Raw genomic sequence first — 17757 nt, 5'->3', positions numbered from 1 at the left:
CTTATTATACTTTAAAAGAATTGTGTAGGTTGAAAGTGAGGTTATTTTAAAAATTGATTTGCGACTTGTTCTGCCTTTTTAGATGAAGAATAATCATAAAATCCTTCACCAGATTTTATGCCTAATTTTCCTGCTCTTACCATATTAATCAGAAGTGGGCATGGGGCATATTTTGGGTTTTTAAAACCATCGTACATCACGTTTAAAATAGATAAACATACATCTAATCCAATAAAATCTGCTAATTGTAATGGCCCCATTGGATGTGCCATTCCTAACTTCATTACGGTATCAATCTCATTCACTCCTGCCACACCGTTATACAAGGTTTCGATAGCTTCATTTAGCATGGGCATTAAAATCCTGTTGGCTACAAAACCAGGATAATCATTAACTTCAACAGGATCTTTTCCTAAAGTTCTTGAAAGCTCCATGATTGTTTTGGTAACAGCGTTAGAGGTGTTGTAACCTCGGATCACTTCTACCAATTTCATGATGGGAACAGGATTCATAAAATGCATACCAATTACACGTTCGGGATGTTCTGTTACCGCTGCAATTTGTGTAATTGAAATAGATGAGGTATTGGTTGCTAAAATTGTATCTTCAGCACTAATGTTACTTAGCTGTTTAAAAATTTTAAGTTTTAAATCAGTTTGTTCTGTGGCGGCTTCAACTACTAAATCAGCCTCTTTTGCACCTTCTGAAATATCTGTATAAAGCGCTATTAAATTTAAAGTGTTAGCTTTTTGAGTTTCAGTAATAACAGATTTAGCTATTAAACGGTCAAGATTTTTTTCAATAGTAGTTAAACCTTTATCTAAGGCGATTTCGTTAACATCTATTAAATTAACATGAAAGCCACTTTGGGCAAATGTATGTGCAATACCATTTCCCATGGTTCCAGCACCTATTACAGCAATGTGTTTCATGATAGTTTAAATATTAAACGTACAAAAAAATGAACGTTAAGTTAACAAAGTAAAATTTTAAAACTGATCTATAATCATATTTGCAACACGTAAAGCTTCTGTACCGTCGTGTAAAGTGACTACAGGTTTAGTGTTGTTATTAATTGCATCAGCAAAAGTTTCTAGCTCATCTAAGATGGCATTGTTACTTTCAACGTCAGGGTTAGCAAAATAGATTTGTTTTTTTACACCTTCAGCATTTTGTAAAATCATATCAAAATCTCCTGGTTCTTCAGGGGCATCTTTCATTTTTACAACCTCACATTTCTTTTCAAGAAAATCTACAGAGATGTATGCATCACGCTGAAAAAAACGTGTTTTACGCATATTTTTTAATGAAATTCTGCTTGCCGTAAGGTTGGCAACACAGCCATTTTCAAATTCAATTCTTGCGTTTGCAATATCTGGAGTTTCACTAATTACAGATACACCACTTGCGCTAATATGTTTTACTTTAGACTGTACAACACTTAAAATAACATCAATATCGTGAATCATTAAATCTAACACCACAGGGACATCTGTACCTCTAGGATTAAATTCTGCTAATCTGTGAGCTTCAATAAACATGGGTTTATCTAAGGCTTCTTTAATAGCCGTAAATGCAGGGTTAAATCGTTCTACGTGCCCAACTTGTCCTTTTACATTATGTTTTGCAACAAGGGTACGTAAAGATTCGGCTTCTTCAACAGTATTAGTTATTGGTTTTTCAATAAAAATATGTTTGTTTTTAGAGATGGCTAATGTTGCACATTTATAGTGAGATAATGTAGGTGTTACAATATCTACAACATCTACTGCATTTATTAAATCTTCAATAGTTTCAAAAAATTTATAACCAAATTCAGCTTCAACTTTTTTAGCATTATTAACATCGGGATCGTAAAAACCTACGAGTTGGTATTTTTCAGATTGATTAAGTAGTCTTAAATGAATTTTTCCGAGGTGACCAGCACCAAGCACTCCAGCTTTTAACATTCTTAAAGGGTTTTAAACAAAAATAAGATTTTATGATTTTAAAGTGCCAATTAAAATTTAAAAATTTAATAAAAGATTTACTTTTGCAAAACTTATAAAACTACTCAACTTATATAATACAGATCCCCTTGAACGATACTTTTAAACATAAAGGATTAAGACAACAACTAGTAAACATATTAATTAACAAAGGTATTACAGATGCAACTGTACTTAAAACTATTGGGCATATCCCTAGACATTTGTTTATGGATTCCAGTTTTTTAGATCATGCTTATCAGGATAAAGCATTTCCTATTGCAGCAGATCAAACAATTTCTCAGCCTTATACCGTAGCTTTTCAAACCGAATTATTAAAAGTAACTCCTGAATCTAAAATTTTAGAAATAGGAACGGGGAGTGGATATCAAACTGCTGTTTTATGCGAAATGGGAGCTAAAGTTTTTAGTATAGAACGCCAATTAGAGTTATTTAAGAAAACAAGTAAGTTTCTTCCAAAATTAGGTTATAGACCACGAAAGTTAATTTTTGGAGACGGGTATAAAGGCATGCCAGAGGAAGCACCTTTTGACGGTATTATTGTAACGGCAGGTGCGCCTTTTGTACCAACCCCTTTGCTAAGCCAGTTAAAAATTGGAGGCCGTTTGGTTATTCCTGTTGGCGATACTGTACAAACGATGACTCTTTTTGTAAGAAAAGGTCTAAAAGAATTTGAAAAACATGAGTTTGGAGAATTTCGTTTTGTACCGCTTTTAGAAGATAAAAATTAATTGTCGTTATCTTGTGGTAAAAATTCTGCAGGAATAGGTTTCTCTTTAGTTTCGTTGGTCCACAATAAATTAATAATGTACCATCTTGTACCATCAAATAAGAGTTGAATGCTATTTACTCCTCTCATAAATGGCTTTTTATCATTTTCAGAATGAAAAGCTTCAAACGTACTAAACACTTGGGTTATATCGCCATAGGTATGTACAATACGGTGTATTTCTTTTTCGTAGAATCCGTTTTTTAACATCCATGATTTAGACGATTTTACATACTCTTCAGGTGTCATATATTTGGCTTGTAATTTGCCTTCATAATCGACACCTGTAGTTATTAATTTTGCATCGTCTTTAAATAAAAATTTAAACAAATCCCAGTCTCTTTTTTCTTTTTTACCACCAGAAACAGATAAATACAAGGTTCCTAAAGTGGTCTCTAATGACGCCACTAAAGGTTTGTAATCTGTTTTCTGTATTTCTACTTCTTTGTTTTTTTGAGCAAATACAGAAGCTGGTATAGCTAGACTTAAACTTAAGATTAATAAAAACTGTTTCATTTTAAAAGCATGTTAAAGGCTAATGGGTGCCATCCATTTGTTACGTAAATTTAATTGTGTAGTAGTTGGTGATTCATTTAAAGAAAATGTGTTGGTCTCGGGATTGTAAGTTATACCAATTTTATTGTAATACTCCTGTAACGGTAATGGGTTTGCATGTACAATATATTGGTCTATAATAGTTTGAATTTCTGGGTAGGTTTTCTTAACAAAAGTATCAAAAAACGTGGCATCATTGAATGGTTTGTCAGGTCCGTATTCTTTTGCTAAATCATTAATTACATCTATGTATCCGCGTTTACCGTTAGATAGTTCTAATAATTTTATATCTATAAGGCCCGCTACCAGTGCACCTCGCATGTAAATATTTCCATATTGCTTGTTTCCAGCTTTGGTGTAAGAGGTTAATGATAGTTGTTCTAAACTTACTTTAGGGTCGAAATATTTAGAATCGACCATAATTTTTCTAGACAATGTTTTAAAGTAATCATTAGTAGATTTTAATCCTGAACGGAATAACATCATATGTGAAGCCCATTCTGTAGTTCCTTCGTATAACCATAAGTGTCTTGATGGTACGGGTGTAATAAAATTAAACTGATCTACAATTTCACTATGAATATTTAAAGGTGTTACAACATGAAAAAATTCGTGAGCAGCAACTTCTAGAATCTGTTGTTCTACATTTTCCCATTTGTCTTCTCTGTAAATATATTCTGAACTGTAAGAATGTTCCCAAGCCCCATTTGTTTTATCTTCAAAATGAAATAAAAAGGTATAATTTTTTACAGGTAAACCATTTAAAAATCCGCTAGCAGATAATAACATGTTTTCCATAGATTTTAATACCTGATTGGAAGTGATTAAACCTGTTTTAGAATATGTATAAATATCTACTTTTGTACCTTGAACATCCATAGATGCTTTGGTAAGATTTCCTAATAAGATAGGCGAATCTACTACTTTATCATAATCTTCTGCTACATATAATCCTTTGCTGTTTTGAGATAAAGGTGTACCTACAGACCAAGTGTCTGGATAGTTTAATTTAATGGTGATAGGAGTATTTTGTTTGTCTTTAAAGTAACCAAAAACCGCTTGACCGTTAATTAAAGTATGATCGTTTTCTAGAGATGTACCACACATTAAATAAATTTGGTTTTCAGAAACAGGGGTGTCCCATGTTTCAGAAATCTGATATTCAATTTTGGTGATTTTTTCTGGTGATGTAAGTTGAAATTGATTGGTAGAAATCTGTTGGGTATCTAATTCATTTCCGTTTTTATCAAAAGCTTTAAATGCTTTTACATAACGGCCTATATCCATAACTTGATAAGTGCCAGGAGCAGTTGATGCAAATTGATATATGGTATTATGCTTTGTTAATGTTGGAGGTATAACCGTAACTTTATACGTGTCGTTAGATCGGTCTAAAAGATTAATTTCAAACTGAACAGGATCAAAATTAGGTGTTTCTGTAATTGCGGTTTTAGAGTTTCCGCAGGAATACAAAATGAATGTAAATGATAAAATTAAAATTCTAAAAACAGAGGTCATGGTTACGAGGTAATAAAATAAAGTTGAAAAATGATTATTTGTAAATTTTCTTTACACGATCTAAATTACGTTTGTTGTCACGATCTTTAATCGTTTCTCGTTTATCGTATAATTTTTTACCTCTTGCTAAAGCAATGTTAAGCTTAGCATAGCCATTATCGTTTATAAAAAGCTTTAAGGGGACAATTGTTAAACCACTGTTTTTAACTTCCTTTTCAAGCTTTTTTAGCTCGCGTTTATTTAAAAGCAATTTACGTTCAGCTTTAGGTTTGTGGTTGTAATAATTTCCGTATTTGTATTCTTCAACTGTCATGTTTATAACAAACAATTCACCTTGTTCGTTAAATTCACAAAAACTTTCAGCTATAGATGCTTTACTACTTCTAATCGATTTAATTTCGGTTCCAGAAAGCACAATACCCGCTGTATATTTATCTAAGATTTCGTATAAAAAACGAGCTTTCTTATTTTGTATGTTTATTTTATTTTGCATAGATGTCAAAGGTAAATAATAAAATATAAATTTTAATATGCTAAGGCTCTAATAACTATATTTTCTAATTAATAATAGATAATATTAATTAAAGGGTTATTAAGTGTTTTGTTAAAAACACATCCATTTTATAGCGATTTCATATTAATAAAAAGAAAGCAATAAAAGGGGGTAAAAGCGCTATAATAATTCTCGATTCAGTTAATGAAAATGTTAATTTATTAATAGATTTGCCTTGTTGATAATCAAATTATATAATTACAAATTATGAAAAAATTCACAGTATTATTTGCATTTGCCTTGATTTTTAGTGTTGCAAATGTTTTTGGACAAGCAAGAGAAGAGTTAAATTTTGGCCTTGTAGGTGTAAACTATGAAATTCCTGTACACGAAAATGTTACAATTGCTCCAGGAATAGGTACAGACTTTGATTTAGATTGGATTACTTTAGGTGTTAAAGCAAACTATTATTTTGATGAAATTTTTGGAATTACTGATGATGCATGGGATGTTTATGGAGGTGCCAATGCAGGTTATGCAATTTATACAGGAGATAATGATTTAGATGATAGTAGCCTAGATTTAGGTTTGCAAGTAGGAGGAAGATGGTTTTGGAATGATAAATGGGGTATTTATGCAGAGTTTTCAGGAGGTATAAATACTGTTATGCCAGCTATAGGTGTAACTATGAAGCTATAAGAGTACAATTTAAAAAGTAAAAAAAGCATTTTGAAGTCATTTCAAAATGCTTTTTTTTTGCTCAATTTGAAATAGGTATTATAAAAAAAAGCAATGCCATCATATTTCAGATACACATTGCTTTTGATTACTAACCAACCTACTCTTAAAACGGAGCGAGGTTTGTTATATTATGTGCAAAGCTGCTTTTTAACATAACTTTAATTATTCTTGAGCAATTAAACTATCTTGATTTCTAAAAACCAAAGTATCATCAAAATTGTCAAGTAAGATAATACTATCTGTAGTTACTTTCCCCGCTAATATTTCTTTACTCAATTCGTTTAAAACTTCTTTTTGTATTACACGCTTAACGGGTCTAGCACCGTATTCTGGGTTATAACCTTTTTTAGCCAAATAGCTTATAGCTTCTGGAGTTGCATCAAACGTTATACCTTGTTGAGCAATCATTTTTGAAACACTTTTAAGTTGTAATTCTACAATTTCATTTATGTTTTCTTGACTTAAAGGTGTAAACATTATAGTGTCGTCTATCCTGTTTAAAAACTCTGGTCTTACAGATTGCTTTAAAACGGCTAAGACATCTAGTTTTGCTGTTTCAATGGCACTTTCAATATCTTTAGTTGCTTCAAACCGTTCTTGAATAATTTGACTACCCATATTAGAAGTCATAATTATAATTGTGTTTTTAAAATCGGCTACACGTCCTTTATTATCTGTTAAGCGTCCTTCGTCTAACACTTGTAATAAAATATTAAACGTATCTGGGTGTGCTTTTTCAATTTCATCTAAGAGCACTACAGAATATGGTTTTCTACGTACAGCTTCTGTTAATTGTCCGCCTTCATCGTAACCTACATATCCTGGAGGTGCACCAACTAATCTGCTTACAGCGTGACGTTCTTGGTACTCACTCATATCTATACGCGTCATTGCATTTTCATCATCAAATAAATACTCAGCGAGGGCTTTAGCTAATTCTGTTTTCCCAACTCCTGTTGTTCCTAGAAATAAGAAGGTTCCGATAGGTTTTTGCGGATTTTGTAAACCTGCACGGCTACGTCTTACTGCGTCACTTACTGCTGTTATAGCTTCTTCTTGACCTACAACACGTTTATGTAATTCGTCTTCTAAACGTAATAGTTTTTCGCGTTCACTTTGTAGCATTTTAGTTACTGGAATTCCCGTCCATTTGGCTACAACTTCAGCAATATCATCGTATGTAACTTCCTCTTTTATTAAAGAACTTTCTGATTTATTTTTATTTAATTCGTTTTGAAGAGCATCTAAGCGTTCTTGAGCGGTTTTAATTTTACCATATCTAATTTCGGCTACTTTACCGTAATCGCCTTCACGTTCTGCACGTTCAGCTTCAAGTTTAAAGTTTTCAATATCAGATTTAGCGGCTTGAATATTATCTACAACTTCTTTTTCGCTTTTCCATTTTGCATTTATCTCGTTGCGTTCTTCTTTTAGATTTGCTAAGTCCGATTTTAAACTTTTAAGTTTTACTTCGTCTTTTTCACGTTTTATAGCCTCAATTTCAATTTCTAACTGCATTACTTTTCTGTCTAAGACATCAAGTTCTTCAGGTTTAGAGTTAATTTCCATACGCAATTTAGAGGCAGCTTCATCCATTAAATCAATTGCCTTATCTGGTAAAAAACGATTGGTTATGTAGCGTTCAGATAATTCTACTGCACCAATAATAGCTTCATCTTTAATACGTACTTTATGGTGTGTTTCGTATTTTTCTTTTATTCCTCGTAATATAGAAATTGCACTTTCAGTATCGGGCTCATTAACTATTACTTTTTGGAAACGACGTTCTAGCGCTTTATCTTTTTCAAAATATTTTTGATATTCGTCTAACGTTGTGGCTCCAATAGCTCTAAGTTCGCCACGTGCTAAAGCTGGTTTTAAAATATTAGCAGCATCCATCGCACCTTGTCCGCCACCAGCACCAACTAGAGTATGTATTTCGTCTATAAATAATACAATATCTCCTTCGCTGGTTGTAACTTCTTTTACTACGGCTTTTAAACGTTCTTCAAATTCACCTTTATATTTAGCACCTGCAATAAGTGCACCCATATCTAAAGCGAAAATTTGTTTGTCTTTTAAATTTTCAGGGACATCTCCATCTACAATTCTATGTGCTAAGCCTTCTGCAATAGCAGTTTTACCAGTACCAGGCTCTCCAACTAAAATGGGATTGTTTTTTGTACGTCTGGATAAGATTTGTAAAATTCTACGAATTTCTTCATCACGTCCAATTACAGGATCCAGTTTTCCGGTTTTTGCTAATTCATTTAAATTTTTAGCATATTTATTAAGAGCGTTATAGGTTTCTTCTTGACTTTGAGAGGTAACTCGATCGCCTTTTCTTAATTCTTCAATTGCAGCAATAAGTCCTTTTTCAGTAACACCTTGATCTTTTAGCATTTGTGAAATCTTGCTTTTTGATTTAAAAATTGCTACGATTAAGTGTTCTACAGAAACATACTCATCATTCATTTTTTTAGCAATACTAGAGGCTTCATTTAAAGCTGTACCTAATTCTCGAGAGGCCATTATCTCGGCACCAGAAACTTTAGGAAAACTTTCAATTTGCTTATCTACAGCTTGCTTTAAAATATTGATATTTACATTCAGTTTTTTTAGAATAAACGGTAACACATTTTCATCTACCTCAGAGATAGCTTTAAAAACATGTTCGTTCTCTAAACTTTGTTGGCCATTTTCTTGTGCAATTTGTTGAGCACGTTGTATGGCTTCTTGAGATTTTATTGTATAATTGTTAAAGTTCATTGTATTTATGTTTTTCAATGAATAATCAATTTTCCTACCATTTAATATAGGAAGACAAAATGTCTGTTTTGAATAGGTAAAAGCTGACGATTTGTCTTTGTTGTTGCGAGTGGTAAGACTTAAAATTAATGAAAATATGGGATTTTTTGATAAAATATTTAGTAATAATTCTTCAGAACAGAGTGAAAAACCATCTTTACCGTGGAAGGCTTTAGTTTCAGAAAGTCAGGTAGATAGTATTGTAGAGGCTTCAAAAAGTAATACGCAACTTATATTTAAACATTCAACACGTTGTGGTATTAGTAGAATGGTTCTTAGTCAGTTTGAAAAAGCTTATAATCCAGATTTAAATATAGATATGTATTTTTTGGATTTGTTACAACATCGGGAGTTGTCGCGAGCCGTTGCAGATACGTTAAATGTGTATCATGAGTCTCCACAACTTATAATAATAAAAAATGGAGTTGTTGTAAAACATGCATCTCATGGAGAAATAAATACAGTAGATTTGTCTGGATACTAAATAAAAAAAATCCGCTTGAAAGCTCTGCTTCAAGCGGATTTTTTAAAAGTATTTAAATTCTAAATTAAATACTTAATGAAGTAAATAATTCTTTTAGTTTAGAGTCTGATGGTCTTGGAGCGCTAGGGTCTACAACATTTCCTTCAGGGTCAATTAATATAAATCTAGGAATACCGTTAACCTTATAGTCTCTTACAAATTTAGATTGCCATCCTTCAGGAGACATTACTTGTACACCACCAAGAGCTTGATCTTTAACCATTGCTAACCAGTCTTCTTTTGCTTTGTCCCAAGAGCCTCCATGTGTTTTGTCATCATCCACAGAAAGGCTTACAAAGGTAATATTCTTATCATGATATTCTTCTTCTAACGCTTTTAAAGAAGGGATTTCTGCTTTACATGGTGCACACCATGTTGCCCAAACATCAATATATACATATTTGCCTTTTAAACTTTCTAAAGATGTTGTAGAGCCGTCTGCATTTGTGTAATCTACAAATAGAGGAGAGGGTTTTCCTGTCATCTCTTGCTTAAGCATAATGTTGTTAGCATAGTATTTTTTTGTACCTTCTAGCATAGGCTTTAAATTTTTTGAAGCCATAACGGTAATGGTAGAATCTATACTAGGTTTGGAGTTGTAAAACCCAGAGAGTTCTTTTTCAATATCATTAAACTTAGAATCTAATGTTTCTAAATCCATAGAAGAAAAATCTTGAGTTAATAGCTTTTCTTCAACTAAGGATTTTTCTGCTAAAAAGTTGTTGTTTTCAGCTCCTTCTCCAGTATAAGTAATGGTTTCATCAAAAGCATTAGTGTCTAACGAAAGTTTTAAATCGTAACCATTTTTAAGAAATACGTTTGTTGATTCTTTGCCGTCATACAGGTTATATAAACCAGCTTCTATTTTTAAAGTATCGCTAAAAGTTCCATTTTCGCTAACCTGAATGGTCTTGCTATAAGTACGGGTTCTGACAATTAGAGAATCACTATTTTTATTTTTAATTGTACCAGAAAGTGTAGCATAATCTTTTTTTGGAGCTTCTTGACAAGCAAAAATGGTAAGAGCACCAATAGCAATAAATATTTTTTTCATAATAGGTTTTTTTAAGTATCAAAAATAATAGAATCGAGTAATAATTAATTATAAAAAGGAGTAAATGTTTAAGCTTTACGATATAAAATTGTAAAAAAAAGCCCGATAATAAAATTATCGGGCTTTTAAGTATTAAAATTGTTATGATTCTGTAGGTTTTTCTTGTTTTTCAATGGTAATTATTAATTCTTGACTAGATTCGTCCAGATCCATTAAAATGACATCGCCTTCATGAATTTTAGAAGTAATAATTTCTTCTGCTAAGGCGTCTTCTACATATTTTTGAATAGCGCGTTTTAGCGGACGTGCACCATATTGTTTATCAAATCCTTTTTCGGCTATAAAACTTGTGGCTTTTTCGCTTAATTTTAAATCGTAACCTAGATCTTTAATGCGTAATAAAAGTTTGTCTAATTCTATTTTTATAATACTATTAAGATCACTCTTCTCTAATGTATTAAATACAATAACATCATCTATTCTATTTAAGAATTCTGGAGCAAAGGCCTTCTTTAGAGCGCTTTCGATAACACTTCTTGTATTGGCGTCTTCTTGAGCTTTTTGAGAAGCTGTGCCAAAACCAATACCTGTACCAAAATCTTTTAATTTACGAGCACCAATATTGGATGTCATGATAATGATGGTATTTCTAAAATCGATTTTACGCCCCAAACTATCTGTTAAGAACCCATCGTCTAGTACTTGTAACATCATATTAAAGACATCTGGATGCGCTTTTTCAATTTCATCTAAAAGGACAACAGCATAAGGCTTCCGTCTTATTTTTTCTGTTAACTGACCACCTTCTTCATAACCAACGTATCCAGGAGGCGCTCCCACTAATCTAGAAATGGCGAATTTTTCCATATACTCACTCATATCTATTCTAACTAAAGCATCTTCACTATCAAATAATTGTTTAGCTAATACTTTGGCTAATTGTGTTTTACCAACTCCTGTTTGCCCTAAAAAGATAAATGAACCGATAGGTTTATTAGGGTCTTTTAATCCGGCACGATTACGCTGAATGGCTTTTACAACTTTTGAAACGGCATCATCTTGACCTATAACTTTTCCTTTAATAAGTTCAGGTAATACGGCTAATTTATTACTCTCTGTTTGTGCAATTCGGTTAACCGGAATTCCAGTCATCATTGAAACTACATCAGCTACATTTTCTTCGGTAACTAGTTCGCGATGTTGCTTAGTGTCTTCTTCCCATTTTTCTTGTGCAAGAGCCAATTCTTTTTCAAGACGTTTTTCGTCGTCTCTTAATTTGGCAGCCTCTTCGTATTTCTGTTTTTTAACTACAGATGTTTTTGTTTCTCTAACTTGTTCCAATTCAGTTTCAAGTTCTAGAATTTGTTTAGGTACATTAATGTTGGTAATGTGTACTCGAGATCCTGCTTCGTCTAAAGCATCTATAGCTTTGTCTGGTAAAAACCGATCTGTCATATAACGACTTGTTAATTTAACACAAGCTTCGATAGCTTCTGGTGTATAATTTACATTATGATGACTTTCGTATTTATCTTTAATATTGTTTAATATCTCTATAGTTTCTTCAACAGTAGTAGGTTCAACAATAACCTTTTGGAAACGGCGTTCAAGTGCACCATCTTTTTCAATATATTGTCTGTATTCATCTAAAGTTGTCGCACCTACACATTGAATTTCTCCACGAGCTAATGCAGGTTTAAACATATTAGAAGCATCTAGGCTACCTGTTGCTCCGCCGGCACCGACTATGGTATGAATTTCATCAATGAAAAGAATAATATCGTCATTTTTTTCAAGTTCATTCATAACCGCTTTCATGCGCTCTTCAAATTGTCCGCGGTATTTAGTCCCAGCAACTAAACTTGCTAAATCTAGAGTTACAACACGTTTGTTAAACAGGATTCTAGAAACTTTACGTTTTACAATTCTGTTTGCTAAACCTTCAGCAATAGCAGATTTTCCTACTCCAGGTTCTCCAATAAGAAGGGGATTGTTTTTTTTACGTCTGCTTAAAATTTGAGACACACGTTCAATCTCTTTTTCACGACCAACAACGGGGTCTAGTTTGCCTTCTTCGGCCATAGCTGTTAAATCGCGACCAAAATTATCTAAAACTGGAGTTTTAGATTTTTTATTTGTTTTACCTGTTGGTGTATTGAACAAATTATCTTTAGTAGCGTCGTCTTCGCTTGGGCTGTCGTCTTGGAACGATTCAGCTTTAGGCTCTATATAATTATCATCGTTTGTAATCATAAATTTAAATTGTTCTTTAACGTTATCATAATCTACTCTAAGCTTGTTTAAAAGCTTAGTTGTAGGGTCGTTTTCATTCCTTAAAATACATAGCAGTAAGTGTGCTGTATTTATAGAATTACTTTGAAATAGTTTGGCTTCTAAAAACGTAGTTTTTAAAGCACGTTCTGCTTGCCTTGTAAGATGCAAGTTCTTTTTTTCGTTAGAAATTGCGGTTAACGTAGGGTTTGCAGGGCTTAATATTTCAACCTTTCGCCTTAAATGATTTAAGTCTATATCTAAGGCGTTCAAAATATTTATTGCTTTTCCGTTTCCGTCTCTTAAAAGTCCAAGCATAAGATGTTCTGTACCTATAAAGTCGTGTCCTAAACGTAGGGCTTCTTCTTTACTGTATGCTATAACATCTTTTACTCTTGGTGAAAAATTATCATCCATATATTAAATCCTTTCTGCATTAAAATTACTAAAACATATTACCAAAGACAAAAAGTATACCTTAAATTATATGATTTATGCTAATAGAAAAAAAATCTTTGTATAATCAAAATATTTGATGTCTTACTTATTAACTAATCCCGCTGTACGAATTGTTAATAAAAACGCTTAAAAACACTGTTAAAACGCCTGTAATTACTCGCGAAATGGTTATATTAGCGCGATTTGAAACACACAAGATAACTAAATTATTTTTATAGATGGCAGAAGGAGAAAAGCTTATTCCAATTAATATTGAGGACGAAATGAAAACGGCCTACATTGATTACTCAATGTCAGTCATAGTGTCACGTGCACTTCCCGATGTTAGAGATGGTTTAAAACCCGTACACAGACGTGTTTTATATGGAATGTACGAATTGGGAGTACGAGCAACTGGAGCGCATAAAAAGTCAGCAAGAATTGTTGGTGAAGTTTTAGGAAAGTATCACCCACACGGAGATACATCGGTTTACGACGCTATGGTGCGTATGGCTCAAGAATGGAGTTTACGTTATATGTTAGTTGACGGACAAGGTAACTTTGGTTCTATAGATGGAGATAGCCCTGCAGCAATGCGTTATACAGAAGCTCGTATGCGCAAGATTTCAGAAGACATGTTGGCAGATATCGATAAAGAAACTGTAGACCATAAATTAAATTTTGATGATACCCTACAAGAACCTACAGTGTTACCAACACGTATCCCAGGTTTATTAATTAATGGAGCTTCGGGTATTGCAGTAGGTATGGCTACAAATATGCCACCACACAACTTGAGCGAAGTGGTTGATGGTACTATAGCATATATTGAAAATAAAGATATAGAAATTGACGAGCTTATTAAACATATTAAAGCTCCAGATTTTCCTACAGGAGGTACAATTTATGGCTATGATGGTGTAAAAGAAGCATTCCATACTGGTCGTGGACGTATTGTTATGCGTGCAAAAGCAAATATTGAAGAGGTTCATGGACGTGAATGTATTATCGTTACAGAAATTCCGTACCAAGTCAATAAGGCTGAAATGATAAAAAAGACAGCCGATTTAGTAAATGAAAAGAAATTGGACGGTATTTCTACCATTAGAGATGAATCTGATAGAAATGGTATGCGTATTGTTTACGTACTAAAACGTGATGCAATTCCTAATATCGTTTTAAATAAATTATTTAAGTATACACAATTACAGACCTCTTTTAGTGTAAATAATATTGCATTGGTTAATGGACGTCCAGAATTATTAAACTTAAAAGATTTAATTCATCATTTTGTTGAGCACAGACATGAGGTTGTTGTAAGACGTACTACATACGAATTACGTAAAGCTGAAGAACGTGCACACATATTAGAAGGATTAATTATTGCTTCAGATAATATTGATGAGGTGATACAAATTATTCGTAGTTCTTCTAATGCAGATGAAGCACGAGCACGTTTAATTGAACGTTTTGAATTATCTGAAATACAAGCGAAGGCTATAGTTGAAATGCGTTTGCGTCAACTTACAGGACTAGAGCAAGATAAATTACGTTCAGAGTATGACGATATCATGAAAACTATCGAAGATTTAAAAGATATCTTAGATAAAAAGGAGCGTCGTATGGAAATTATTAAAGACGAGCTTCAAGTAGTTAAAGAAAAGTATGGTGACGAACGTCGTTCTATAATTGAATATGCAGGGGGAGATTTAAGTATCGAAGATATGATTCCAGATGAGCAAGTAGTAATTACTATTTCTCATGCAGGTTATATTAAGCGTACATCACTTCACGAATATAAAACTCAACATAGAGGAGGTGTAGGACAAAAAGCTTCTACCACACGAAACGAAGATTTCTTAGAACATTTATTTGTTGGAACCAATCACCAATATATGTTGTTCTTTACTCAAAAAGGAAAATGTTTTTGGATGCGAGTTTACGAAATACCAGAAGGAAGTAAAACGTCTAAAGGTAGAGCCATCCAGAATTTAATAAATATTGAGCAAGACGATAAAGTAATGGCATTTATATGTACTCAAGATCTTAAAGATGAAGATTACATTAACAGTCATTACGTAATCATGGCTACCAAAAATGGTCAGGTTAAAAAAACAGCATTAGAACAATACTCTCGTCCTAGAACAAACGGTATTAATGCCATTACAATTAAGGAAGACGATGTGCTTTTAGAAGCAAAATTAACTACCGGAACAAGTCAAGTGATGTTAGCTTTAAAATCTGGTAAAGCTATTCGTTTTGAAGAAGCCAAAACAAGACCAATGGGTAGAGGGGCTTCTGGAGTACGTGGAATTACCTTGGCTCAAGCAGACGATGAAGTAATTGGCATGATTACTGTAGAGAATCCACAAGAAGAATCTGTATTAGTGGTATCTGAAAATGGATATGGTAAACGTACTTATATTGACGATCCAGAAGATGGAGAGCCAGTATACAGAATTACCAACCGTGGAGGAAAAGGTGTAAAAACCATTTCTATTACAGAAAAGACCGGTAAATTAGTAGCTATTAAAACAGTTTCAGATTCAGACGATCTTATGATTATTAATAAATCAGGTATTGCTATAAGAATCGCAGTTCAAGATTTAAGAGTTATGGGACGTGCCACTCAAGGTGTAAAGCTTATTAATTTAAAAGGTAACGATTCTATTGCAGCAGTCGCAAAAGTGATGCACGAAGAAGAAACAATTGAAGATATTGAAACTGTCGAAGATAATAATCCATCGGCAGACGGTGATGATACGACTCTTGAAAATAATAACTTAGAAAACAAATAATTAACAATTAACTTTATTACAATGAAAAAACAGATTATAGTTGCTTTGGCTTTATCCGTTAGTGCATTTTCTTTTGCACAAAAAAAAGAATTAAAGGCAGCAGAAAAGGCAATAAAAAATAATAACTATGCAGAAGCAAAGACCTCATTAAATCAAGTGACGCCAATGTTGTCTTCAATAGATGATAAATACAAATCAAAGTATTATTTTTTACAAGCAGAAGCATTATATGCTAATGGAGCTGGATCTACAGAAGATGTAAATAAAGCATTAGAAAACTTGGATTTGGTAGATGATTCTATGAAAACTGAAGTCGCTGAATTTAAAAATAAAATGCAGAACACGTATTTAGTTAAAGCTAATGATAATTTTAAGGCTAAAAAATATTCTATAGCAAGTCAACAATTTGAGCAGTTATATAACATTATGCCTTCAGATACCACATATTTGTATTATGCGGCTGTAAGTGCAGTAAGTGATCAAGATTATGATACTGCTTTAAGACAGTATATTAAATTAGATGAGTTAGGATACACAGGTATAGAGACGCAATATTATGCTACTAATGTTGCTACAGGAGAAGAAGAAGTTATGGCAGAAAGCCAAAGAGATTTATTTGTTAAGGCAAAATCTCATAACAATCCTGGTATGCGTAAAACAGAATCTAAGCAAGCAGAAATTACAAAGAATATTGCTTTAATATATGTATCTCAAGGAAAAACAGACGAAGCATTAGCTGCAGCAAAAAAAGCAAGAGAGCAAGATCCTGATAATTTAGATTTAATTTTAACTGAAGCTAATTTATATTTAGAATTAGAAGAAACAGATAAATTTAAAGCATTAATGGAAGAGGCTGTTAAACAACAACCGGACAATCCAAACTTACACTATAATATAGGTGTGATTTCTTTAAAGAATCAAGATTTTGAAGCAGCAAGATCAGCTTTCGAAAAAGCTTTAGAAATTAAACCTGATTACGCAGATGCAGCTTTAAATGAATCTACAACTTATATTGATGAAGGAAACTCATTAATAGATGAAATGAATAATTTAGGAACAAGTAAAGCTGATAATGCTCGTTATGACGAATTAAGAGCTAAAAAGACGAGTTTATTTAATAAAGGTGCAGATGTATTAGTACAATACATTGCTAAAAACCCTAATCCAGAACCAAATATTTACCAACAATTAATAAATATTTACAATGCTACTGGAGAATCTTCTAAAGCTAAAGAAGTACAAGCTAAATTAGATGCTGCTAAATAATTAGTATCACATAACTTTTTTAAAACCTGTGAATTTGTTTTCACAGGTTTTTTTTTGCTTATGAATATCACCTATAACACTAATTTAATCCACTATTTAAATATTGATATTTTACCTCTTGAATATACTTCTATTATAATAAAATTATTAGATTACATCTTATTTATTATGAATGTGATACAAATTTTTATAAAGTCTTAAAAGGTGCGTAGGAATGAATTTTAGGCTGTTTTATTCTCTTTACATTCTATTTGAAACTAGATATTCGTTAATAATATTATGACAAATTTTAATTATTTAATACAACCCGAATATTATCCTTTTTTAAAGCTTAAAAGTACGTTGTTAATTTACTATTAAATTAACTCGCAAACCACCTAAATAGGCTGTTAGAAGTGCTATAAGGCATTAGATAAGTTGTTTTTCAAGTCATTTAATTGTTACTTGTTTATAAATGTTATTTAGAATACTATTTATTAGGATTGGTGATTAAAGTATATTAATTCTTTTTGGTATGAGTACAAATTACTTTAAT

The 17757-nt window shown here is 32.4% G+C and carries 13 protein-coding genes; 5 read left to right on the top strand and 8 right to left on the bottom strand.

Translation table 11 applies throughout. The features are described from left to right. Positions 1-41 precede the first annotated feature (41 nt). Complete coding sequence (locus FNB79_RS16945) at positions 42-932, bottom strand: 3-hydroxybutyryl-CoA dehydrogenase (RefSeq protein WP_143382492.1); 891 nt, start codon at positions 930-932, stop codon at positions 42-44. A 57-nt stretch (positions 933-989) separates the two neighbouring features. Next, on the bottom strand, positions 990-1949 hold the full coding sequence (locus FNB79_RS16940; RefSeq protein WP_143382491.1) for a Gfo/Idh/MocA family protein: 960 nt from the start codon (positions 1947-1949) through the stop codon (positions 990-992). Positions 1950-2077: 128 nt separating this feature from the next. Between FNB79_RS16940 and FNB79_RS16935 the strand changes: the two genes are divergently transcribed. Then, positions 2078-2719: a protein-L-isoaspartate(D-aspartate) O-methyltransferase gene (locus FNB79_RS16935; RefSeq protein ID WP_143382490.1), complete on the top strand. Its 642-nt coding sequence runs from the start codon at positions 2078-2080 to the stop codon at positions 2717-2719. On the opposite strand, the gene FNB79_RS16930 is transcribed toward FNB79_RS16935, so the two are convergent. Genes FNB79_RS16930 through smpB form a run of 3 tightly spaced genes read right to left on the bottom strand, consistent with a single transcriptional unit; the run spans position 2716 to position 5323 of the window. Continuing rightward, positions 2716-3273, bottom strand: a complete 558-nt coding sequence (locus FNB79_RS16930) for a hypothetical protein (protein WP_143382489.1) — start codon at positions 3271-3273, stop codon at positions 2716-2718. The two genes, FNB79_RS16935 and FNB79_RS16930, sit on opposite strands and share 4 nt — an antisense overlap. A gap of 12 nt (positions 3274-3285) precedes the next feature. Then, positions 3286-4830 carry a M61 family metallopeptidase gene (locus FNB79_RS16925; RefSeq protein ID WP_143382488.1) on the bottom strand — a complete coding sequence of 515 codons (1545 nt, stop codon included), beginning with the start codon at positions 4828-4830 and terminating at the stop codon, positions 3286-3288. Between the two features lie 34 nt (positions 4831-4864). Beyond that, positions 4865-5323, bottom strand: coding sequence for an SsrA-binding protein SmpB (gene smpB / locus FNB79_RS16920; RefSeq protein WP_143382487.1), 459 nt, complete (start codon positions 5321-5323; stop codon positions 4865-4867). A gap of 267 nt (positions 5324-5590) precedes the next feature. Between smpB and FNB79_RS16915 the strand changes: the two genes are divergently transcribed. Next, complete coding sequence (locus FNB79_RS16915; RefSeq protein WP_143382486.1) at positions 5591-6022, top strand: hypothetical protein; 432 nt, start codon at positions 5591-5593, stop codon at positions 6020-6022. Positions 6023-6226: 204 nt separating this feature from the next. On the opposite strand, the gene clpB is transcribed toward FNB79_RS16915, so the two are convergent. After that, positions 6227-8833: an ATP-dependent chaperone ClpB gene (clpB, locus tag FNB79_RS16910; protein WP_143382485.1), complete on the bottom strand. Its 2607-nt coding sequence runs from the start codon at positions 8831-8833 to the stop codon at positions 6227-6229. Positions 8834-8969: 136 nt separating this feature from the next. Between clpB and ytxJ the strand changes: the two genes are divergently transcribed. After that, a complete protein-coding gene (gene ytxJ, locus FNB79_RS16905; protein ID WP_143382484.1) occupies positions 8970-9356 on the top strand; it encodes a bacillithiol system redox-active protein YtxJ in 387 nt (128 codons plus the stop codon). Between the two features lie 64 nt (positions 9357-9420). On the opposite strand, the gene FNB79_RS16900 is transcribed toward ytxJ, so the two are convergent. Continuing rightward, positions 9421-10449 carry a TlpA family protein disulfide reductase gene (locus FNB79_RS16900; RefSeq protein WP_143382483.1) on the bottom strand — a complete coding sequence of 343 codons (1029 nt, stop codon included), beginning with the start codon at positions 10447-10449 and terminating at the stop codon, positions 9421-9423. A gap of 141 nt (positions 10450-10590) precedes the next feature. Continuing rightward, positions 10591-13137, bottom strand: coding sequence for an ATP-dependent Clp protease ATP-binding subunit (locus FNB79_RS16895; RefSeq protein WP_143382482.1), 2547 nt, complete (start codon positions 13135-13137; stop codon positions 10591-10593). 260 nt (positions 13138-13397) lie between these two features. Here FNB79_RS16895 and gyrA point away from each other — a divergent pair, with 260 nt between their 5' ends. Together gyrA and FNB79_RS16885 are read left to right on the top strand one after the other, a co-directional pair. Then, the gene (gyrA, locus tag FNB79_RS16890; RefSeq protein WP_143382481.1) at positions 13398-15956 is read left to right on the top strand and encodes a DNA gyrase subunit A; all 2559 of its coding nucleotides are present in this window, start codon (positions 13398-13400) and stop codon (positions 15954-15956) included. Positions 15957-15977: 21 nt separating this feature from the next. Further along, a complete protein-coding gene (locus FNB79_RS16885; RefSeq protein ID WP_143382480.1) occupies positions 15978-17222 on the top strand; it encodes a tetratricopeptide repeat protein in 1245 nt (414 codons plus the stop codon). The last annotated feature ends 535 nt before the right edge of the window (positions 17223-17757 follow it).

This window comes from Formosa sediminum (genome assembly GCF_007197735.1).
Lineage (GTDB): Bacteria > Bacteroidota > Bacteroidia > Flavobacteriales > Flavobacteriaceae > Formosa > Formosa sediminum.
This window is presented reverse-complemented; position numbering and strand designations above follow the sequence as displayed.